Annotated in this window: 18 protein-coding genes and 1 pseudogene; 9 read left to right on the top strand and 10 right to left on the bottom strand. The window is 51.9% G+C overall.

Annotation, left to right across the window (positions count from 1 at the left end; all coding sequences use genetic code 11):
• From hybO to J4650_RS08280, 5 genes are all read right to left on the bottom strand, one after another.
• The gene (gene hybO, locus J4650_RS08260; protein ID WP_000145429.1) at positions 1-1,119 is read right to left on the bottom strand and encodes a hydrogenase 2 small subunit; all 1,119 of its coding nucleotides are present in this window, start codon (positions 1,117-1,119) and stop codon (positions 1-3) included.
• Between the two features lie 189 nt (positions 1,120-1,308).
• The gene (locus tag J4650_RS08265; protein WP_001059119.1) at positions 1,309-1,596 is read right to left on the bottom strand and encodes a DUF2623 family protein; all 288 of its coding nucleotides are present in this window, start codon (positions 1,594-1,596) and stop codon (positions 1,309-1,311) included.
• Positions 1,597-1,680: 84 nt separating this feature from the next.
• Entirely contained in the window at positions 1,681-3,324 is a 1,644-nt protein-coding gene (locus J4650_RS08270) for a methyl-accepting chemotaxis protein (protein ID WP_001238434.1), read from the bottom strand.
• Between the two features lie 306 nt (positions 3,325-3,630).
• Positions 3,631-4,125 carry a TIGR00645 family protein gene (locus J4650_RS08275; protein WP_000439335.1) on the bottom strand — a complete coding sequence of 165 codons (495 nt, stop codon included), beginning with the start codon at positions 4,123-4,125 and terminating at the stop codon, positions 3,631-3,633.
• Between the two features lie 278 nt (positions 4,126-4,403).
• Positions 4,404-4,907, bottom strand: coding sequence for a hypothetical protein (locus J4650_RS08280; RefSeq protein WP_001534190.1), 504 nt, complete (start codon positions 4,905-4,907; stop codon positions 4,404-4,406).
• Positions 4,908-5,010: 103 nt separating this feature from the next.
• Between J4650_RS08280 and J4650_RS08285 the strand changes: the two genes are divergently transcribed.
• The 3 genes from J4650_RS08285 to J4650_RS08295 all read left to right on the top strand — a co-directional run bounded on the left by J4650_RS08285 (position 5,011) and on the right by J4650_RS08295 (position 6,820).
• Positions 5,011-5,421: a hypothetical protein gene (locus tag J4650_RS08285; RefSeq protein ID WP_000936441.1), complete on the top strand. Its 411-nt coding sequence runs from the start codon at positions 5,011-5,013 to the stop codon at positions 5,419-5,421.
• On the top strand, positions 5,408-5,812 hold the full coding sequence (locus J4650_RS08290; RefSeq protein ID WP_000665657.1) for a hypothetical protein: 405 nt from the start codon (positions 5,408-5,410) through the stop codon (positions 5,810-5,812). The genes J4650_RS08285 and J4650_RS08290 overlap by 14 nt, the downstream gene beginning before the upstream one ends.
• Before the next feature lie 123 nt (positions 5,813-5,935).
• Complete coding sequence (locus J4650_RS08295) at positions 5,936-6,820, top strand: SDR family oxidoreductase (protein WP_000019032.1); 885 nt, start codon at positions 5,936-5,938, stop codon at positions 6,818-6,820.
• A gap of 113 nt (positions 6,821-6,933) precedes the next feature.
• On the opposite strand, the gene exbD is transcribed toward J4650_RS08295, so the two are convergent.
• Complete coding sequence (gene exbD / locus J4650_RS08300) at positions 6,934-7,359, bottom strand: TonB system transport protein ExbD (RefSeq protein ID WP_023994023.1); 426 nt, start codon at positions 7,357-7,359, stop codon at positions 6,934-6,936.
• Between the two features lie 6 nt (positions 7,360-7,365).
• Entirely contained in the window at positions 7,366-8,100 is a 735-nt protein-coding gene (gene exbB / locus J4650_RS08305) for a tol-pal system-associated acyl-CoA thioesterase (protein WP_000527859.1), read from the bottom strand.
• A 251-nt stretch (positions 8,101-8,351) separates the two neighbouring features.
• Here exbB and metC point away from each other — a divergent pair, with 251 nt between their 5' ends.
• Both metC and yghB read left to right on the top strand, forming a co-directional pair.
• Positions 8,352-9,539: a cystathionine beta-lyase gene (gene metC, locus J4650_RS08310; RefSeq protein WP_000130262.1), complete on the top strand. Its 1,188-nt coding sequence runs from the start codon at positions 8,352-8,354 to the stop codon at positions 9,537-9,539.
• 139 nt (positions 9,540-9,678) lie between these two features.
• Positions 9,679-10,338, top strand: a complete 660-nt coding sequence (gene yghB, locus J4650_RS08315; protein ID WP_000268444.1) for a DedA family general envelope maintenance protein YghB — start codon at positions 9,679-9,681, stop codon at positions 10,336-10,338.
• Between the two features lie 63 nt (positions 10,339-10,401).
• Here yghB and J4650_RS08320 read toward each other — a convergent pair whose 3' ends face one another.
• Positions 10,402-11,301 (bottom strand): AraC family transcriptional regulator, encoded by a 900-nt coding sequence (locus tag J4650_RS08320; RefSeq protein ID WP_001078198.1) that lies wholly within the window; start codon positions 11,299-11,301, stop codon positions 10,402-10,404.
• Between the two features lie 192 nt (positions 11,302-11,493).
• On the opposite strand from J4650_RS08320, the gene yqhD reads away from it, so the two are divergent.
• The 4 genes and pseudogenes from yqhD (at position 11,494) to J4650_RS08340 (ending at position 15,741) form a co-directional block, all read left to right on the top strand.
• Complete coding sequence (gene yqhD, locus J4650_RS08325) at positions 11,494-12,657, top strand: alcohol dehydrogenase (protein ID WP_001058729.1); 1,164 nt, start codon at positions 11,494-11,496, stop codon at positions 12,655-12,657.
• A 105-nt stretch (positions 12,658-12,762) separates the two neighbouring features.
• Positions 12,763-13,590, top strand: coding sequence for a 2,5-didehydrogluconate reductase DkgA (gene dkgA / locus J4650_RS08330; protein WP_000013100.1), 828 nt, complete (start codon positions 12,763-12,765; stop codon positions 13,588-13,590).
• Between the two features lie 165 nt (positions 13,591-13,755).
• A pseudogene (locus J4650_RS08335) lies at positions 13,756-15,241 on the top strand (DASS family sodium-coupled anion symporter).
• A 44-nt stretch (positions 15,242-15,285) separates the two neighbouring features.
• Entirely contained in the window at positions 15,286-15,741 is a 456-nt protein-coding gene (locus J4650_RS08340; RefSeq protein ID WP_000128242.1) for an HIT family protein, read from the top strand.
• 157 nt (positions 15,742-15,898) lie between these two features.
• On the opposite strand, the gene J4650_RS08345 is transcribed toward J4650_RS08340, so the two are convergent.
• Together J4650_RS08345 and J4650_RS08350 are read right to left on the bottom strand one after the other, a co-directional pair.
• Positions 15,899-16,093: a hypothetical protein gene (locus J4650_RS08345; RefSeq protein WP_000525382.1), complete on the bottom strand. Its 195-nt coding sequence runs from the start codon at positions 16,091-16,093 to the stop codon at positions 15,899-15,901.
• 202 nt (positions 16,094-16,295) lie between these two features.
• Entirely contained in the window at positions 16,296-18,467 is a 2,172-nt protein-coding gene (locus J4650_RS08350; RefSeq protein WP_001274458.1) for a YgiQ family radical SAM protein, read from the bottom strand.
• Between the last annotated feature and the right edge of the window lie 194 nt (positions 18,468-18,661).

The raw sequence follows: 18,661 nt of genomic DNA on the forward strand, positions 1-18,661 counted from the left end.
TTATTCTCCCCGTGAGTCAGCGTTATCTTTCTTTTGCTGACGCCCCAGTTCACGTACCGCCATCACGCTGACGCCGGCAACCAGACCGACTACGCCGCCAAGCAGACCGACAGCGCCCGCAGAGATATTGCCGCCTTCTTTCATATTGACGTCAGGTTTCTCTGAACGCGGAGTTTGATTTTCGACATGAGCAAGCTGGTGAATGCCCTTATGGAAGCCGATACCTTCTTCGTTACAGCCATAGCAAGGATGACCGATCGCCACTGGCCAGACGCCGCCAACGTCACAGAACTGTAACGTAGAACAGTTGCCCCAGGTTTCCGGCCCTTTACAGCCAAGATGGTAGAGACACCAGCCCTGACGGTGGCCTTCGTCGCCAAATTCTTTGGCAAAACGGCCTGCGTCGAAGTGTGGACGACGTTCGCAATGCTCATGAATCAGACGGCCATAGGCAAAGGTTGGACGATTTTTCGCATCCAGCTTCGGCGGCGTGCCGTAAGTGATGATATGCGCGACGGTCGCCAGGAAGTTATGCGGGTTTGGCGGACAACCTGGAATATTGATAACCGTTTTGCCCGGTAAGACTTCCTGCAGACTGACAGCGCCGGTTGGGTTTACGCCAGCCGCAGCAACGCCGCCCCATGCCGAGCAGGAACCGATAGCGATAATCGCGGCTGCGCCGTCGGCGGCTTTGCGGATGTGATCCACAATCGGCTCGCCAGCAACCATGCAGTAGATACCGTTATCTTTTAGTGGGATAGAACCATCCACCACCAGAACATATTGCCCTTTATACTTCTCCAGAGCGTTATGTTTGTTTTCTTCGACCTGGTGACCGAATGCGGCGGAAAGCACCTCGTGGTATTCCAGAGAGATGGTCTCCAGAACGAGGTTTTCAACGGTTGGGTGTGTAGCACGAAGCAGTGATTCGGTACAACCGGTACACTCCTGAGCGCCAATCCAGATAACGGGCGGACGCTGTGGATTGGATACCGATTCTGCCATTTCTGCGGCGGCTTTGCTACTGAGCCCCATAGTAGCGGCCAGTGCTGCACAAAGCTTCATGAAATCACGGCGGTTAATGCCGTGAGAAGTGATGAGAGTATTATCTCCAGTCATTTTATAGTTATTCCGTTACGAAGACCTGGCTTTTATTTTGCACTGTTCGCGAAGAAGTTATTGCGATCGGTACGCCATTTACCACACTTTTTTTATGGTTATGTGCGCCATAATACTTCGACGGAACAGTAAAACGAAGGGAAGAGGCGATAGTGTAATTAATTAAAGCAAGATAATACCCCTGTTGGATCAACCTTCGAGTCGATAACCGGCCATAAAGAAGCGAACCGCCATCCCGGAATGATTCTCTTTAAAGAAATCCATCACCATTTCTTTATCCAGACCATAGCGACGCGTCAGAATTCCAGCCTCCCACGCGCTAAGTTGACGATCGCCGGTCTTTTCGAACATACGGTGTGTAAAACCCAATACAAAGCCACGTTTATACTCAGAACAGAAATTCACCGCATGATGCGCGCTATATGCATATGGCGCGTGCAACCCGGCCATTAACCCTTTCCCAAAATGATTATTCATCTGACCTCCTTAGTCGCTATATAATAAATTATATAGCGACTAGTTAAATGAAGGCCAGCGCATTACGCGCTTTTTTGCTTCACATCAGAAGGAAACCCATTCATCAGTAGACTGTGCGGGAGCCGACGCCATTCTCTGAACGCCAGGCGCCGCTTTCGCCGTTACGCGTTGTTGCGGCTCACTAGCGGAAAGCCGGAACTGCTGTACGGAGCGTTGCAAATCCTCCGTCTGCCGTTCCAGCGCCGCCGCCGCCGCGGAAACCTGCTCAACCAGCGCGGCGTTTTGTTGCGTAACGCTATCCATTTGCGTGATCGCCACACCAACCTGAGAGATACCTTTACTCTGTTCTTCGGAGGCGGACGCGATCTGTTTCATAATCGTCGTCACTTCCGTGACGCCGCGCAGGATGGCGTCCATCGTCGCGCCGGTCTCCTGGACCAACTGCGCGCCCTGCGCTACGCGACGTACCGATTCGCCAATTAAAGCTTCAATTTCTTTCGCCGCCCCCGCGCTGCGGCTGGCCAGGTTACGTACCTCACCGGCGACCACCGCGAAGCCGCGTCCCTGCTCGCCCGCTCTGGCCGCTTCTACCGCTGCGTTCAAGGCCAGAATATTGGTCTGGAAAGCAATACTATTAATCACGGTAGTAATTTCGGCGATCTGCTGCGAACTGGCGGAAATACCGTTCATTGTTTCTACCACATCGGAAACCAGTTCACCGCCTTTTCCTGCCGTTAGCGAGGCGGCATCCGCAAGCTGACTCGCCTGGCGAGCGTGTTCGGCGTTCATTTTCACCGTTGCGGTAAGCTGTTCCATGCTGGCGGCCGTCTCTTCCAGCGCAGCAGCCTGTTCTTCCGTTCGGGAAGAGAGATCGTTATTACCGGTAGAAATTTCCGTCGCGCCGCGCCAGATATTGTCGCTTCCGGCGCGGATCGTACTCACGGCTTCGCGTAAACTGTCCTGCATCGCGCGCAGTAGCGGCACCAACCGGCCTACGCAGTTACGCCCCAACGCTTCAATCGGCTGGCTAAGATCGCCTTGCGCGATGCGCTGAAATTGCTGACGGATGCGCTCCAGCGGTTTCACCATCATTGCAACCAGATAGCGATCGGTAAAAATCAGGATAGCAATGCCCAGAATCACCGCCGTGATAAGCAGGATGCGGATGGTATAGGTTTTACCATCGACCATCACGCGGGTGTTATCCAGCATGGCGCCAGCTTCATGACTAAACCGTTCCGCGCTGGCGCCGAACGCGCGACTGAGTGCGGGCGTGACCGTACTGGCATGTTCGCTCCAGGCGGTCAGCGATCCTTGCTGCGCCAGTTGCATTTGAGGAACGACGCCTTTCTCCAGCAAGGCCTGCCAGTTGGACAACACCTCCCTTGAGATATCAGGGTTCATCGGCCCTGGCGATAGCGCTTTCATCTCCTCCAGCTTCTGACGCATATTCTCGAGCGACTGCCGGGCGGGCGCAAAATCGGGCGTGCCGCCGCCGATTTTTACATCCATCGCGCGGCTAAGGCGGGTAACAAAGCGGAAATATTGATCGTTACCCTGGCTTAGCACCGTCATTTGCCGCACAAGATGCCGGTCAATATCATTTCCTTCCGAAACTTCGGATAAAGCATGGACGCTGTATAAACCCACCCCCGACCAGAGTAGACAAAAAAGTCCCAGTATCGTCAGCATGACCATACGAATAGTAAAGTTTTGCAGCAAACGCATATGAATTTCCTTGCTGAATATAAGAGATTAGTCATCAGACGATGACGCACTCTCGTTATCGGCAAGGCGCGGAGAATATATAATGCATTCTCCATTTTTTTACAGTTATCGCCGTTCACGTACCCGCAGATGTTATATATCTGTGAACGCAGAGAAAATCTTTTAGTCTTATTACTGAGTAAATGAATAGATGTAGTAAAAATATTGCGTAAGGCTGCAGGGAGACGGTTATCCGCCGTTAAAGAAGCGCTGTTTTACAGCCGGGCTCAGCGTCCTTTGCCCGACTGCCCCGCCGTTGACGGCGGCTCAATGGTTATGCCGCGTCAATCTGTCCAGATAGCCCATCACAAATGCCGACAGGACAAAGGTCAGATGGATGATGACATACCACATTAATTTGTTATCCGGGACGTTTTTCGCATCCATAAACACGCGTAACAGGTGAATGGAAGAGATAGCGACTATCGATGCCGCCACCTTATTTTTTAGCGAAGTCGCATCCATTTTCCCCAGCCAGTTCAGCTTCTCCTTGCCCGCAGAGATATCCAGCTGAGAGACAAAGTTTTCATACCCGGAGAACATGACCATTACCAGCAATCCGCCAACCAGCGTCATATCAACCAGCGATAACAGCACCAGAATCAGATCGGCCTCCGCCAGGGCAAAAACGTTCGGCAGAACGTGTAGAATTTCCTGGAAAAATTTTAGCGCTAAAGCGATCAGCGCCAAAGAGAGGCCAAAATACACCGGCGCGAGCAGCCAGCGAGACGCATACATTACATTTTCAAGAAAGCGTTCCATAGGGACCTGTCAGGTAACTAAAACCAGCAACAGTATATCTCAACCATGCAACATCAGATCAACATGCAGTTAAGAGCCTATCCCACCAGGCGTTATTGGCGCAGCCAGTTTGGACACGGACAGCGCGCAAAAACCGGAGCGTACACGTAGTACGTGAGGTTTGACTCGCTACGCTCGCCCTTCGGGCCGCCGCAAGCGGCGTTCAAAACGCTAACGCGTTTTGGCGAGCACTGCCCAGGTCCAAAATGGCAAGTAAAATAGCCCTAATGGGATAGGCTCTAAATCTCATCCGGTTTAACCTGTGGGCGCTGATATTCCGGCCATACCAGCGCGACCAACGCCGGGTAGGCTTCAAGACTGAACTCACGAAAACACTGGCGTAAATTAAGGACGTCCAAATCCGAATACGGCACCTTTTCTCCGTTCAGACAACGCTTCTTAATATTGTCGTAATACTTATAAACGGCAGAGTTAAGGTCGCTGCAACGACGCTGTGCGTCAAATAATCCAGGCGTTTCATTCAACTCAGTCATTGTCATTCGTTTTATCGTTGCATGAAGGAAATCGATATATTCATGGTTAACGCGCCAGTACCATACCGGCGTTATCGAATTCATTAATACTGAGAAATGATCTTCGCCCTCTTCCTTTGTCATGGGTTCAGTTTGATTTAAATTTACGACTTTTCCACCAGGACGTTTTTTATTAACCTCCCACATCAGGAAGAGTATCGCGCCGGTCAGTAATAGCAATATAATAACAGAATAAAAAATACTGTTCATAGCAGGCTCCATTTTTTTTGATTTTAAAATTACACCATGTTATTGTCAACGAAACCTACACTATTAAAAATAGTATCCCACTGATCGTAAAGGATATTTAGTCATGCTTCCTGAGCATCTGGTTTCCTCTCATTTTCGCCTGTCATCGCCGCCCCCTGAAGCCACAGAAAACAGTAAAAATTTGCCTAAGGGAAAGACAAAACTCAGCGATTTCGAGCCCGATATTTTAATTAGCGCTAACGCTGCCGGGCAACACAGAAACGTATTATTTGAAGAACGCGACCGTCATATTAAAGAACGTCTGTATTGTGTGGCTAAAATTGAAACGTTTGCCCGCCTGATAAACGCACTACAGGCAGAAGGCGATATTGATGCCCAAACGCTAAGTAAAATACTGGCGGATAAAACCGCAATGATAAATGAAAAAGGCAATGCCATTTGGCTTAATTTAATCACTCGCGAAACCAATATGCCGCTATTTTATTCACTGGAAGATAAAGATGAAAGAAGTTGAAGACAATAACGTTTATTTGGCTTTAGACAACCATAAAAGTGATGAATTTATCTTAAAGCAAAATCTTGCAGCGCTAATCGCCAGCAAAAATGCCACCCTGGAAAAGGTAACGCAGGAGGTGGTATCCATACCGGCGGCGTTAGTGCGCCTGAAGTGGCAAAACCGACGAGAGATGTATGCGTTACAGGTCAAAGAGGAGATTTATGGCGCGACCATCAATGCCATTATCGAGCAGCATCCTGAATTACGAGACAAAATTATGTCTCGTCTTGAAAGTGACTGGCAGCATCTGCTGGCTCGCGAGACGGCAACCCTACGTCTGACGCGTAAGCTTTCCGATGGCGATTACCGGACGCGCAACGTCACCACCGTCGCACGGCAAGAAAAATAACCTTCATGGCTAGTTAACTCTGTTGTGAATACGGGCGAAGCATAAGGATCGTTCTGATTCTCCCTCTTACGGTAGTAAAAGTGTCTAAGCTTAAAGGGTGTTCAACCTGAAGGGAGAAGCTCAATGTCTCATCTATACGACCCTACCACGCAGTATTACACCGGCGAGTATCCTAAGCAAAAACAGCCGGCGCCCGGCGTCCAGGCGAAAATGACGCCTGTTCCTGACTGTGGTGAAAAAAGTTATGTCGGCAGTGGTCGCCTTAAAGATCGTAAGGCGCTGGTGACAGGGGGCGACTCCGGGATTGGGCGCGCTGCCGCTATCGCTTACGCGCGTGAAGGCGCAGATGTCGCGATCAACTACCTGCCAGCGGAAGAAGAGGACGCTCAGCAGGTTAAAGCACTGATTGAGGAGTGCGGCCGTAAAGCGGTGTTATTGCCAGGCGATCTTAGCGACGAATCTTTCGCCCGTTCGCTGGTCCATAAGGCGCGTGAAGCGCTGGGCGGGCTGGACATTCTGGCGCTGGTAGCCGGTAAACAGACGGCAATCCCGGAGATAAAAGATCTGACCAGCGAGCAATTTCAGCAAACCTTCGCCGTTAACGTTTTTGCCCTGTTCTGGATAACCCAGGAAGCGATTCCGCTGCTGCCAAAAGGCGCCAGTATTATCACAACGTCGTCTATCCAGGCGTATCAGCCCAGTCCGCACCTGCTGGATTATGCGGCAACCAAGGCGGCAATCCTTAATTACAGCCGCGGCCTGGCGAAACAGGTGGCGGAAAAAGGAATTCGCGTGAATATTGTCGCGCCTGGCCCTATCTGGACAGCGCTGCAAATTTCCGGCGGCCAAACACAGGATAAAATTCCGCAGTTTGGCCAGCAGACGCCAATGAAGCGGGCCGGTCAACCGGCAGAGCTGGCGCCGGTGTATGTCTATCTGGCAAGCCAGGAATCAAGTTACGTTACCGCAGAAGTGCACGGCGTGTGCGGCGGGGAACATTTAGGCTAACGCATGAAGTCGATTAAGGTGGCGCAATTCTGTTAAGCAAGGCGCCATCTTAGGCAATAAAAAAAGCCGGGTGGCGACTTCGCCTTACCCGGCCTACAGTATCAGCAGAATATTTATTTCGCTTTCGCGGTCTCTTCGCCGACCAAACCAATCTTGAGATAGCCCGCCTGATGCAGCATATCCATCACTTTCATCAGGGTTTCATACTCTACGGTTTTATCCGCGCGGAAGAAAATCGTAGTATCCTTTTTCCCTTCCGTCAGGGCCGTTAGCTCGGCAATCATCGTATCATCCGTCACCGGATCGTTACCGATAAACATGGTGTTATCCGCTCTCACCGACAGATAAACCGGTTTTTCCGGACGCGGCTGTGGCGTACTGGTAGAAGCGGGCAGATTCACCTTGACGTCTACCGTCGCCAGCGGCGCAGCCACCATAAAGATAATCAGCAGAACCAGCATGACATCGATAAACGGCGTCACGTTGATTTCATGCATTTCGCCGTTGTCATCCAGGTTCTCGTTAAGACGCATTGCCATGACGCATTACCCTACCCGTAATTTCTGCGCGGCGCGTACCGGCTGCGCACTGGCGCTCGCATTCAGATCAAGATCGCGGCTTTGCAGCAGCAATACCTGCGCCGCCACGTCGCCCAGCGTCGCTTTGTAACTGCCTATCTGACGTGCGAAGATGTTGTAAATGACGACCGCCGGGATCGCGGCTACCAGCCCAATCGCCGTCGCCAGCAGCGCTTCCGCAATCCCAGGAGCAACCACCGCCAGGTTGGTGGTCTGCGTTTGCGCAATACCGATGAAACTATTCATAATGCCCCATACGGTGCCAAACAACCCGACGAAGGGGGAAATGGCGCCGATCGTCGCCAGATAACCGTTGCCTCGTCCCATGTAGCGGCCAACTGCCGCGACGCGACGTTCCAGACGGAAGCCGGTACGTTCTTTAATCCCTTCGTTATCTTCGCTGCCCTGAGAGAGTTCCAGTTCATTCTGCGCTTCATTGATGAGTTGTGCGCTGAGGCTTTTTGCGCTGAAACCTGCCGCAATGTCGGAAGCCTGATCTAAGGAGCGCGCATCGGCTAATTGCAATTGTTCGCGCTTTAAGCGGCGCTTTTGCGTGAAAAATTCAACGCTTTTACTGAAGAAGATAGCCCAGGTGACGACTGACGCCAGAATCAAACCAATCATCACGCACTTCACGACAATATCGGCGTGCTGATACATACCCCAGACGGAGAGATCCGTCTGCATCAAATTATTACCCACTCTGTATCTCCAGGACGCAAATCACGAAATCTGAGCATAATAATATCAAAACAACGTCGAATTGATAGTCGTTCTCATTACTATTTACATACTGCCGCACCTTTACTGCTTTTTCTTTGCGCTTACGCATTAAAAAAGCCACCTGTTTTTATTTTGGCAAAATTTTCATCTGTATCACACGTCGCCAGGGTGCAGATGGTTATATTCATGCTAGTTTAGACATCCAGACGGTTAAAATCAGGAAACGCAACATGACGGATAAACAGTTGGATACCAAACTGGTAAACGCAGGACGCAGCAAAAAATACACGCTTGGCTCAGTGAATAGTGTGATTCAACGCGCTTCTTCACTGGTGTTTGACACCGTCGAGGCCAAAAAACACGCTACCCGCAATCTCGCCAACGGCGAATTATTTTACGGACGCCGGGGAACGCTGACCCACTTTTCGCTCCAGGAAGCCATGTGTGAACTGGAAGGCGGCGCCGGATGCGCGCTCTTCCCGTGCGGCGCGGCGGCGGTTGCCAACACCATTCTGGCATTCGTTGAGCAGGGCGACCACATCCTGATGACCAACACAGCCTATGAACCCAGCCAGGATTTCTGCAGCAAAATTCTCGGCAAACTGGGCGTGACGACAAGCTGGTTCGACCCGCTCATCGGCGCTGATATCACGCAACATATTCAACCGAACACGAAAGTCGTATTTCTGGAATCCCCCGGTTCTATTACCATGGAAGTACATGATATTCCGAGCATTGTTAGTGCGGTCAGACGCGTCGCGCCAGAAGCCGTCATCATGATTGATAATACCTGGGCGGCTGGCGTTCTGTTCAAAGCGCTGGAGTTCGATATTGATATCTCTATCCAGGCGGGCACTAAGTATCTGATTGGTCATTCTGATGCGATGGTCGGTACTGCCGTTGCAAATGCGCGCTGCTGGGAACAATTGCGGGAAAACGCCTATCTGATGGGGCAAATGCTCGACGCCGACACGGCTTATATGACCAGCCGCGGGCTGCGCACGCTCGGCGTCCGACTGCGCCAGCATCAAGAAAGCAGCCTCAAAATCGCCGCATGGCTGGCGAACCATCCTCAGGTCGCGCGCGTTAATCATCCGGCCCTGCCGGGTAGCAAAGGTCATGCCTTCTGGAAACGAGACTTTACAGGCAGCAGCGGTCTGTTCTCCTTTGTGCTCAATAAAAAGCTGACCGAGGCAGAATTATCAGCCTATCTGGATAACTTTTCGCTGTTCAGTATGGCCTACTCCTGGGGAGGCTACGAATCGCTGATTATTGCTAATCAGCCGGAACAGATCGCCGCGATTCGTCCCGCAGGCGGCGTAGATTTTACCGGTACGCTGGTTCGGGTGCATATTGGTTTAGAGAGTGTTGATGATTTGATCGCTGATTTAGCCGCCGGCTTCGCCAGAATTGTGTAAAGTTGCCGGGGATGGACATATATGCAGACAATTTCCGTGGAAAAGTCTGCGTTTGTTGCGTCCGGGATCAAGGCATCCCGGACGATTCAGGAGTACAATAGGCGAATAAAAGCATAAATGCTGTTCCACAGGAAAGTTCATGGCTGTCATTCAAGATATTATCGCTGCGCTCTGGCAACATGATTTTGCCGCGCTGGCGAATCCACACGTTGTTAGCGTCGTCTACTTTGTCATGTTCGCCACGCTATTTTTAGAAAACGGTCTGCTGCCAGCGTCATTCTTACCTGGCGATAGTCTGCTGCTACTGGCAGGCGCGTTGATCGCCCAGGATGTGATGCATTTTTTGCCGACGATTGGCATTCTCACCACCGCGGCCAGTCTCGGCTGCTGGCTAAGTTATATCCAGGGACGCTGGCTCGGTAATACGCGTACCGTCAAAGGCTGGCTGGCGCAGCTTCCGGCAAAATATCATCAGCGCGCCACCTGCATGTTTGACCGCCACGGTTTGTTAGCGTTGCTTGCCGGGCGCTTTCTGGCGTTTGTCCGCACTCTGCTGCCAACAATGGCGGGTATTTCCGGCCTGTCCAACCGCCGGTTTCAGTTTTTTAACTGGTTAAGCGGCCTGCTGTGGGTGACTGTCGTGACCAGCTTCGGCTACGCGCTCAGTATGATCCCGTTTGTTAAGCGCCATGAAGACCAGGTAATGACATTTTTAATGATCCTTCCCGTCGCGCTACTGGTCGCCGGACTGTTAGGTACGCTGGTCGTGGTGATTAAAAAGAAATACTGTAACGCCTGACGTATCCATAATCGGCCAGGATGGCCCGGTTACGCTTCGTTGACCCGTGGCGGGATGCCCCACTTAGCTCCCTTGCATTGTCCGCATTCTTGCCGCATCTTCGCCCGGCGTAACGCCAAAATAACGTTTAAACTCCCGGCTAAACTGCGATGCGCTCTCATAGCCGACCCGCATCGCCGCGGCGCTGGCCTTCATACCGTCGTGAATCATCATCATCCGTGCTTTATGCAGTCGGTAGCTTTTTAAATACTGCAACGGCGAGGTGCTGGTGACCGCCTTAAAATTATGGTGAAACGCCGACACGCTCATGTTCGCTTCTGCCGCCAGTTGCTCAACATTCAGGTTCTCGGTGTATTTCATTTCGATCTGTTTAAGTACGCGACTGATCAGGCTAAAGTGCGTCTGGCGACTAACCAGCGCAAGCAGCGCCCCGCCGCGCGGCCCCATCAGCACATGATAAAGAATTTCGCGAATAATCTGTTTTCCCAGAATCCGCGCATCCAGCGGGCGCTCCATCACATCCAGCAATCTTTCCACCGCACATAAAATCTCGTCCGACAGCGTGGCGGAGTTAATCCCACTGGCCGCCATCGGCAACTGGAAACGCTCATCTTCGCCAATGTCCATGAGCAACTCTTGCAGTTGCAGCACATCAATATCGAGCCGAATACCGGCCAGCGGTACCTCCGGCGTCGCCCAGGTCTCGCATTCAAAAGGGAGCGGCACGGTCAGTAAGAGATATTCATTAGCGTCATAACGAAACTTGCGCTTGTTAATATAGCCAATTTTATGGCCGGAAAAGAGAAATATGATGCCAGGCTGATACATGACCGGCGTGCGCGGCCCCGGTTCAACACCATACAACAGACGAATGCCCGCCAGCCGCTCGCTGATTATTTTATCATTATTTTTTAAATGATTAATTTTATCCGCCAACTGTAAGCAAATTGCTTCACGATTCATAACGCGCCATTTTTTCATCAAATCCACTCCGCTGGATTGTGCGCATTTTTAGCGATTTTCTCCAGCATTCTGGAGAAATAGGCAAAACATTGGCAGAAATGTGCATTGAGAGACATCCCTCACAAGACCACAATGATGACCATCAGGCAGACAGCCGCCTGCCCTCTTTTTACCCACATAAGGGAATGAGCAATGAACAATTTCAAATTACATACCCCTACCCGCATTCTGTTTGGTAAAGGCGCTATCGTCGATCTTCGCGATCAAATCCCGCAGGACGCCCGCGTGCTGATTACCTATGGCGGCGGTAGCGTGAAAAAGACCGGCGTACTGGCGCAAGTTCAGGAAGGGTTAAAAGGACTGGATGTTCGGGAGTTTGGCGGTATTGAACCGAACCCGTCCTATGAAACGCTGATGAAGGCCGTGCAGCTTGTGCGCGACGAAAATATTACCTTCCTGCTGGCCGTTGGCGGCGGTTCCGTACTGGACGGCACCAAATTTATCGCCGCAGCGGCGCAGTATACGGACGGCGTCGATCCGTGGCACATTCTGGAAACCGGCGGTACTGAGATTCGTAGCGCAATCCCGATGGGGTCTGTGCTGACCCTACCGGCAACCGGCTCAGAATCGAACGCCGGCGCAGTCATTTCCCGTAAAACCACTGGCGACAAACAGGCCTTCCACTCCTCGTTCGTGCAACCGGTGTTTGCCGTACTGGACCCGGTCTACACCTATACATTGCCGCCGCGCCAGGTTGCGAACGGCGTCGTGGATGCTTTCGTCCATACCGTTGAGCAGTACGTCACTTACCCGGTTAACGGCAAAATTCAGGATCGTTTCGCCGAAGGTATTTTACTCACACTGATCGAAGAAGGTCCCAAAGCGCTGCAAGAGCCTGAAAACTATGACGTCCGCGCTAACGTGATGTGGGCCGCTACTCAGGCGTTAAATGGCCTGATTGGCGCTGGGGTTCCGCAGGACTGGGCGACGCATATGCTGGGCCACGAGCTTACCGCGATGCACGGTCTCGATCATGCCCAGACGCTGGCTATCATTCTGCCTGCGCTATGGAACGAAAAACGAGACGTTAAACGTGCAAAACTCCTGCAATATGCTGAACGTGTATGGAATATCACCGACGGTTCCGACGACGAGCGTATTGATGCCGCCATTGCCGCCACCCGCCGTTTCTTCGAACAGATGGGCGTGCCTACCCACCTGTCCGATTACGGTCTGGATGGCAGCACTATTCCGGCGCTACTGGCTAAACTTGAGGCGCATGGATGCATAAATTTAGGTGAAAATCAGGATATTACGCTGGATGTCAGCCGTCGGATTTATGAAGCGGCGCGCTAAGGTTTTTTCGCCTCTGACTTTCGTTTTTGGCCATTTCGTCCAGACTTAAGTCACTTAGTCTCGCCGGATCCGACTCCGGCGAGCCAATTAAAAGAGGAACACATCATGGCTAATCCAACCATTATCAGGCTACAGGATGGCAACGTAATGCCACAACTTGGGCTGGGAGTCTGGAAAGCAAGCAATGAAGAGGTGATCGCGGCGATTCATAAAGCGCTGGAGGTGGGCTATCGATCGATTGATACCGCCACAGCATATCAGAATGAAGAAGGCGTCGGCAAAGCGCTAAAAGCAGCGAGCGTAGCGCGGGAAGAGCTGTTTATCACCACCAAGTTGTGGAATGACGATCAAAAACGTCCCCGCGAAGCCCTGCAGGAGAGCCTGAAAAAACTGCAGCTTGATTATCTCGATCTCTATCTGATGCACTGGCCCGTACCGGCTATCGATCACTATGTCGACGCCTGGAAAGGCATGATCGCGCTGCAAAAAGAGGGGCTGGTAAAGAGTATCGGGGTCTGTAACTTTCAGATCCATCACCTCCAGCGTCTGATCGATGAAACCGGCGTTACCCCTGTGATCAACCAGATCGAGCTTCACCCCTTGATGCAACAGCGCCAGCTACATGCGTGGAATGCGACGCATAAAATCCAGACCGAGTCCTGGAGCCCGCTGGCGCAGGGCGGCGAAGGCGTATTCGATCAGAAAGTGATTCGCGAACTGGCGGATAAATACGGCAAAACGCCCGCCCAGATTGTTATTCGCTGGCATCTGGACTGCGGGCTGGTCGTCATTCCGAAATCCGTCACCCCTTCCCGTATCGCGGAAAACTTTGCTGTCTGGGATTTCCGTCTCGATAAAGATGAATTAGGCGAGATCGCAAAACTGGATCAAGGCAAACGCCTCGGCCCCGATCCGGATCAGTTCGGCGGTTAAGCCAGATTTATCGCACGCCATGCCCGACGATGTCGTCGGGCTTTTTTGCATTCCGAAACATTAAGAAACAATTACGCGCATTTAACAGTATATTTCCCCCACACACAAGCGCAGAATTATTCTGATTTTGTGAATATTTATTCATATTTATTATGAATTTACTTAATACATATAAAATATTTATGGATGTGTGATTGTGGCGGAAAAAAAATCTCAGGGCGTCAAATGGCTCCCATTAATTCTTATTCTGGTTATCGCCGCCGGACTGTGGCAGCTAACGCCCCCTTCCGGGTTAAGCGCGCCGGCCTGGCATTCCGCGATTATTTTTGTCGCGACGATCGCCTCTATCGTGGCGAAAGTGCTGCCTATTGGCGCGGTCGGTATTATCGGCATCACCGTCTTTGCGCTCGCCTATGCTGCCGGCGACAAAACGGCCAGCGGCGCGATTACCACGGCCTTGAGCGAGCTGAACAGTTCGCTGATCTGGCTTATCGTCGTCGCCTTTATGATTGCCCGTGGGTTTATCAAAACCGGGCTGGGTCGGCGTATCGCCCTACAAATGATCCGTCTGTTAGGTAAACGAACGCTGGGCCTGGCTTATGGCCTGGCGTTTGCCGATCTGATCCTCTCCCCCGCGATGCCCAGTAACACCGCGCGCTGCGGCGGCGTGATTTACCCGATCGCCGACTCGCTGGCGCGCAGCTTTGATTCACATCCGGAAGATGAGTCTCGCAGCAAAATCGGCACCTTTCTGATCACCTGTATTGGCAATGTTAACGACGTCACCGCCGCACTGTTTATGACCGGTTATACGGGTAACCTGCTGGCGGTAAAACTGGCGGCGAACGCCGGCGTTACGTTGAGCTGGGGAAGCTGGTTTATCGCCGCGCTCCTGCCTTGCCTGGTCTCTTTTCTTATCGTCCCGCTGCTGGTCTACTGGCTGACGCGTCCGGAAATTAAACATACGCCGGATGCGCCGGATTTGGCGCGCAAAGAGCTGGCGCAAATGGGCAGTATGACGCGCGGCGAGTGGCTCATGCTGGCGACCGTCGGCGTGTTGCTGGTGCTATGGATTTTTGGCAGCTCGCTCGGCGTGGATGCCACGACGGCCTCTTTTGTCGGTCTCTCGATTTTATTACTGAGCGGCGTGCTCACCTGGGAAGACGTTAAAAGCGAAAAAGGCGCCTGGGATACGTTGATTTGGTTTGCCGCGCTGCTGATGATGGCTAACCAGTTGAAGAAACTAGGATTCACCAGCTGGTTTGGCAACCTGATTGGCGACAGCATCGGCAGTACGATGCATGGAACCAGTTGGATAATCATTCTGCTGCTGCTTAACGCAGCCTATTTTTATACCCACTATTTTTTCGCCAGCGGCAACGCGCAAATCGCCGCGCTGTATGCGGTGTTTCTGGGTGTCGGTCTGCATCTGAATATCCCGGCGGCGCCGATGGCGCTCATGCTGGCGTTTACCAGCAGCCTGTACTGCTCTCTTACGCAGTATACCCACGCACGCGGCCCCATTCTTTTTGGCGCCGGCTATGTACCGACGGGCGTCTGGTGGCGAACGGGATTTATTATCAGTCTCTTTAATCAGGCGGTCTTTTTGACAGTCGGCCTCGCATGGTGGAAAGTGTTAGGGTTGTATTAAACGCTTAACTCATCGATAAGCCCCTCGGTTAACGGAGAAATGGAATGACCTGCATTTTCTGTCAAATAGTTGAAGGTAAAGCACCTTGTCATAAAGTTTGGGAAGATGAGCATCACCTGGCTTTTTTGTCGATTTTTCCGAATACCGATGGGTTTACCGTAGTGATCCCGAAAAAACATTACCCCAGCTACGCGTTCGATCTACCGCCGCAGGCGTTAGCGGACCTGATGCTGGCGACCCAAAAAGTGGCGAAGAAACTGGATAAGGCTTTCCCGGATGTCAGTCGTACGGGAATGTTCTTCGAAGGTTTCGGCGTAGACCATGTGCACAGTAAATTAAGCCCCATGCACGGTACTGGCGATTTAACCCACTGGAAACCGATTGAATCGCGGCAGAATAAATTTTTCGAACAGTATGAAGGATATCTGTCGTCACACGATCATGAACGGGCTGATGATGAAAAACTGGCCGCGCTGGCGGCCAGAATTCGTGAGGCATAAATACGGAGCACTTCTGCCGGATGGCGGTGTAAGCACCTTATCCGGCCTACAAAACTGTGCTATTCATAGACCTGATAAGCGCAGCGCCGTCAGGCATTATACCTTAGATTATATACTTCTTATCTATTTTAATATATCAACCCTGGTAGGTTAAATATTACGGCGCGTGGCTAAATATTTCGTACAAAAACCATCCAGGAATAGCGGCAATAACACCCATTAAAATTATCCCTGCAAGAGTCATTTGCCTGTCTTCACGTTTTTCCATATTACATGCTTTAATAGCCATTATGAATATAACAACAGCTATTATAGCAATTACGATAAAACAGGGAATAATAATCATACCCATGATATCCCCTCCTCTGGGGCTGTATACAAGCATCATGCCTTAATCATTAAGGTAATATATAATTAATTTATACAATCAATAATATTTAAATAAAATATAAAGCTCCCCGTAATTTAGCAATTACTAAAGATCGACACAATATATTTAGATGTCTGTTACTTCCAGAAACATTAGCTTCCAGAAGCAACAGATTCAAAGGTAATTAACGCCCTGCGCCTTTCCCGCGCTTCTTATTCGCAGCAAGCCCCTGCCGCTGATGTTCCACCGGCGTATGCTTGGTCAACGCCGGGCGCGTGTTGCGGTTCTGGCGACGCGCTTCGCGCATCTCTTCAATGGTCGGCGCAGGCACCAGACACTCACGGCGACCGCCAATCAAATGCTTTTTCCCCATCGCTTCCAGCGCCTGGCGAATCAGCGGCCAGTTCGCCGGATCGTGATAACGCAGCAGCGCCTTATGCAGGCGACGTTGCCTGTCTCCCTTCGGCACCACCACATCTTCACTCTTATAACCAATTTTACCCAGCGGGTTTTTGCCGGTGTAATACATGGTGGTCGAATTCGCCAACGGCGACGGGTAGAAGTTCTGCACCTGATCCAAACGGAAGCGGTGGCGCTTGAGCCACAGCGCCAGATTCACCATATCCTCGTCCCGCGTGCCCGGATGCGCGGAGATAAAATACGGGATCAGATACTGCTCTTTTCCGGCCTGTTTAGAGTAAAGGTCAAATAACTCTTTAAAGCGATCGTAGCTGCCCATACCCGGCTTCATCATTTTCGACAGCGGACCTTCTTCAGTATGCTCCGGCGCAATCTTCAGATAGCCGCCCACATGATGGCTTGCCAGCTCTTTAATGTAGCGAGGATCTTCTACAGCGATGTCGTAGCGCACGCCGGAGGCAATTAAGATTTTCTTAATGCCTTTCAGCTCACGGGCGCGGCGATAAAGATTGATCGTCGGCGTATGGTCAGTATCCATATGCGGACAGATATCCGGATAGACGCATGACAGGCGACGACAGGTCTGCTCCGCACGCGGCGACTTACAGCGCAGCATATACATGTTCGCGGTAGGACCGCCCAGATCGGAGATCACGCCGGTAAACCCCGGCACCGTGTCGCGGATCGCTTCGATCTCGTTGATAATAGAGTCTTCCGAGCGGCTCTGAATGATGCGCCCTTCATGTTCAGTGATCGAGCAGAAAGAGCAGCCACCAAAGCAGCCGCGCATGATATTGATCGAAAAGCGGATCATCTCATAGGCCGGAATACGGGCATTGCCGTAAGCCGGGTGCGGCACACGCTGATACGGCAGCGCAAACACGCTATCCATCTCTTCAGTGGAGAGCGGTATGGCGGGCGGGTTGATCCAGACATAGCGGTCGCCGTGTTTTTGCATCAGCGCCCGCGCGCAGCCAGGGTTAGTTTCGTGATGCAGAATACGCGACGCATGGGCGTACAGCACCTTGTCGCCTTTCACCTTTTCAAAGGATGGCAGCAGGATATAGGTTTTTTCCCACGGCTTCGGACGCGGCGGCTGCACGGTAATCGCTTTAGCTTCCTGCTTTTTCGGCGCGACCGGCTTGTTATCCGCGCACGGCAGATCCTCACCATAGGGATGGGGAATTGGATCGATTTTACCCGGCGTGTCCAGACGAGTGGAGTCGACGCCGCTCCAGCCAGGCAGCGCTTCTTTAACCATAATCGCAGTGTTACGCACGTCGCGAATCTGATCGATGGTTTCGCCCATTGCCAGACGGTGCGCCACTTCCACCAGCGGACGCTCGCCGTTGCCAAACATCAGCATGTCGGCTTTGGAATCGACTAACACTGAACGACGCACAGTATCAGACCAGTAGTCGTAATGCGCGGTACGGCGCAGACTGGCCTCAATGCCGCCGAGGATCACCGGGACATCTTTCCACGCTTCTTTGCAACGCTGGGTATAGACCAGCGTGGCGCGGTCCGGGCGTTTGCCCGCGACGTTATCTGGGGTGTAGGCGTCATCGTGGCGCAGCTTACGGTCAGCGGTGTAACGGTTGATCATCGAGTCCATGTTGCCGGCGGTGACGCCGAAGAACAGGTTCGGTTTTCCCAGACGCATAAAGTCGTCTTTGCTGTTCCAGTCCGGCTGGGCGATGATCCCCACGCGGAAGCCCTGCGCTTCCAGCATACGACCGCAAATCGCCATGCCGAAGCTCGGATGGTCGACGTAGGCGTCGCCGGTTACCAGAATAATGTCGCAGCTATCCCAGCCAAGTTGATCCATCTCGTCACGTGACATCGGCAAAAACGGCGCCGGCCCAAAGCAGGCGGCCCAGTACTGCGGCCAGGAGAAAAGGTCGCGATCCGGTTGGATCAGGGAGATAGCGCTCATATTGCTTCCAAAACGATTGGCAAAAAAATAATCAAAGGTCGGGGATTATAAGCCGTATCTATAGCGAAAATGAAGGAGATTATCGCCTTATATGCAGGGCTGGCGCGAAATAGAAACAACTTTCAACGGCCTGGCCTGAGGTGTTTGAAATTGGTCTTATGAATATCTTCAAATTGGTATGCAATTAATTATAC

This window comes from Salmonella sp. 32120201201600049SM, from assembly GCF_017572835.1.
Taxonomy (GTDB): domain Bacteria; phylum Pseudomonadota; class Gammaproteobacteria; order Enterobacterales; family Enterobacteriaceae; genus Salmonella; species Salmonella enterica.

What these genes read in the sequence shown, in the direction of transcription:
- J4650_RS08350 (WP_001274458.1), bottom strand. Translation starts at nt 18,467, where the DNA reads ATGAGCGCTATCTCCCTGATCCAACCGGATCGCGACCTTTTCTCCTGG.
- J4650_RS08295 (WP_000019032.1), top strand. Translation starts at nt 5,936, where the DNA reads ATGTCTCATCTATACGACCCTACCACGCAGTATTACACCGGCGAGTAT.
- exbD (WP_023994023.1), bottom strand. Translation starts at nt 7,359, where the DNA reads ATGGCAATGCGTCTTAACGAGAACCTGGATGACAACGGCGAAATGCAT.
- J4650_RS08275 (WP_000439335.1), bottom strand. Translation starts at nt 4,125, where the DNA reads ATGGAACGCTTTCTTGAAAATGTAATGTATGCGTCTCGCTGGCTGCTC.
- J4650_RS08270 (WP_001238434.1), bottom strand. Translation starts at nt 3,324, where the DNA reads ATGCGTTTGCTGCAAAACTTTACTATTCGTATGGTCATGCTGACGATA.
- dkgA (WP_000013100.1), top strand. Translation starts at nt 12,763, where the DNA reads ATGGCTAATCCAACCATTATCAGGCTACAGGATGGCAACGTAATGCCA.
- J4650_RS08265 (WP_001059119.1), bottom strand. Translation starts at nt 1,596, where the DNA reads ATGAATAATCATTTTGGGAAAGGGTTAATGGCCGGGTTGCACGCGCCA.
- J4650_RS08280 (WP_001534190.1), bottom strand. Translation starts at nt 4,907, where the DNA reads ATGAACAGTATTTTTTATTCTGTTATTATATTGCTATTACTGACCGGC.
- J4650_RS08345 (WP_000525382.1), bottom strand. Translation starts at nt 16,093, where the DNA reads ATGGGTATGATTATTATTCCCTGTTTTATCGTAATTGCTATAATAGCT.
- J4650_RS08285 (WP_000936441.1), top strand. Translation starts at nt 5,011, where the DNA reads ATGCTTCCTGAGCATCTGGTTTCCTCTCATTTTCGCCTGTCATCGCCG.
- yghB (WP_000268444.1), top strand. Translation starts at nt 9,679, where the DNA reads ATGGCTGTCATTCAAGATATTATCGCTGCGCTCTGGCAACATGATTTT.
- hybO (WP_000145429.1), bottom strand. Translation starts at nt 1,119, where the DNA reads ATGACTGGAGATAATACTCTCATCACTTCTCACGGCATTAACCGCCGT.
- J4650_RS08290 (WP_000665657.1), top strand. Translation starts at nt 5,408, where the DNA reads ATGAAAGAAGTTGAAGACAATAACGTTTATTTGGCTTTAGACAACCAT.
- metC (WP_000130262.1), top strand. Translation starts at nt 8,352, where the DNA reads ATGACGGATAAACAGTTGGATACCAAACTGGTAAACGCAGGACGCAGC.
- yqhD (WP_001058729.1), top strand. Translation starts at nt 11,494, where the DNA reads ATGAACAATTTCAAATTACATACCCCTACCCGCATTCTGTTTGGTAAA.
- J4650_RS08320 (WP_001078198.1), bottom strand. Translation starts at nt 11,301, where the DNA reads ATGAATCGTGAAGCAATTTGCTTACAGTTGGCGGATAAAATTAATCAT.
- J4650_RS08340 (WP_000128242.1), top strand. Translation starts at nt 15,286, where the DNA reads ATGACCTGCATTTTCTGTCAAATAGTTGAAGGTAAAGCACCTTGTCAT.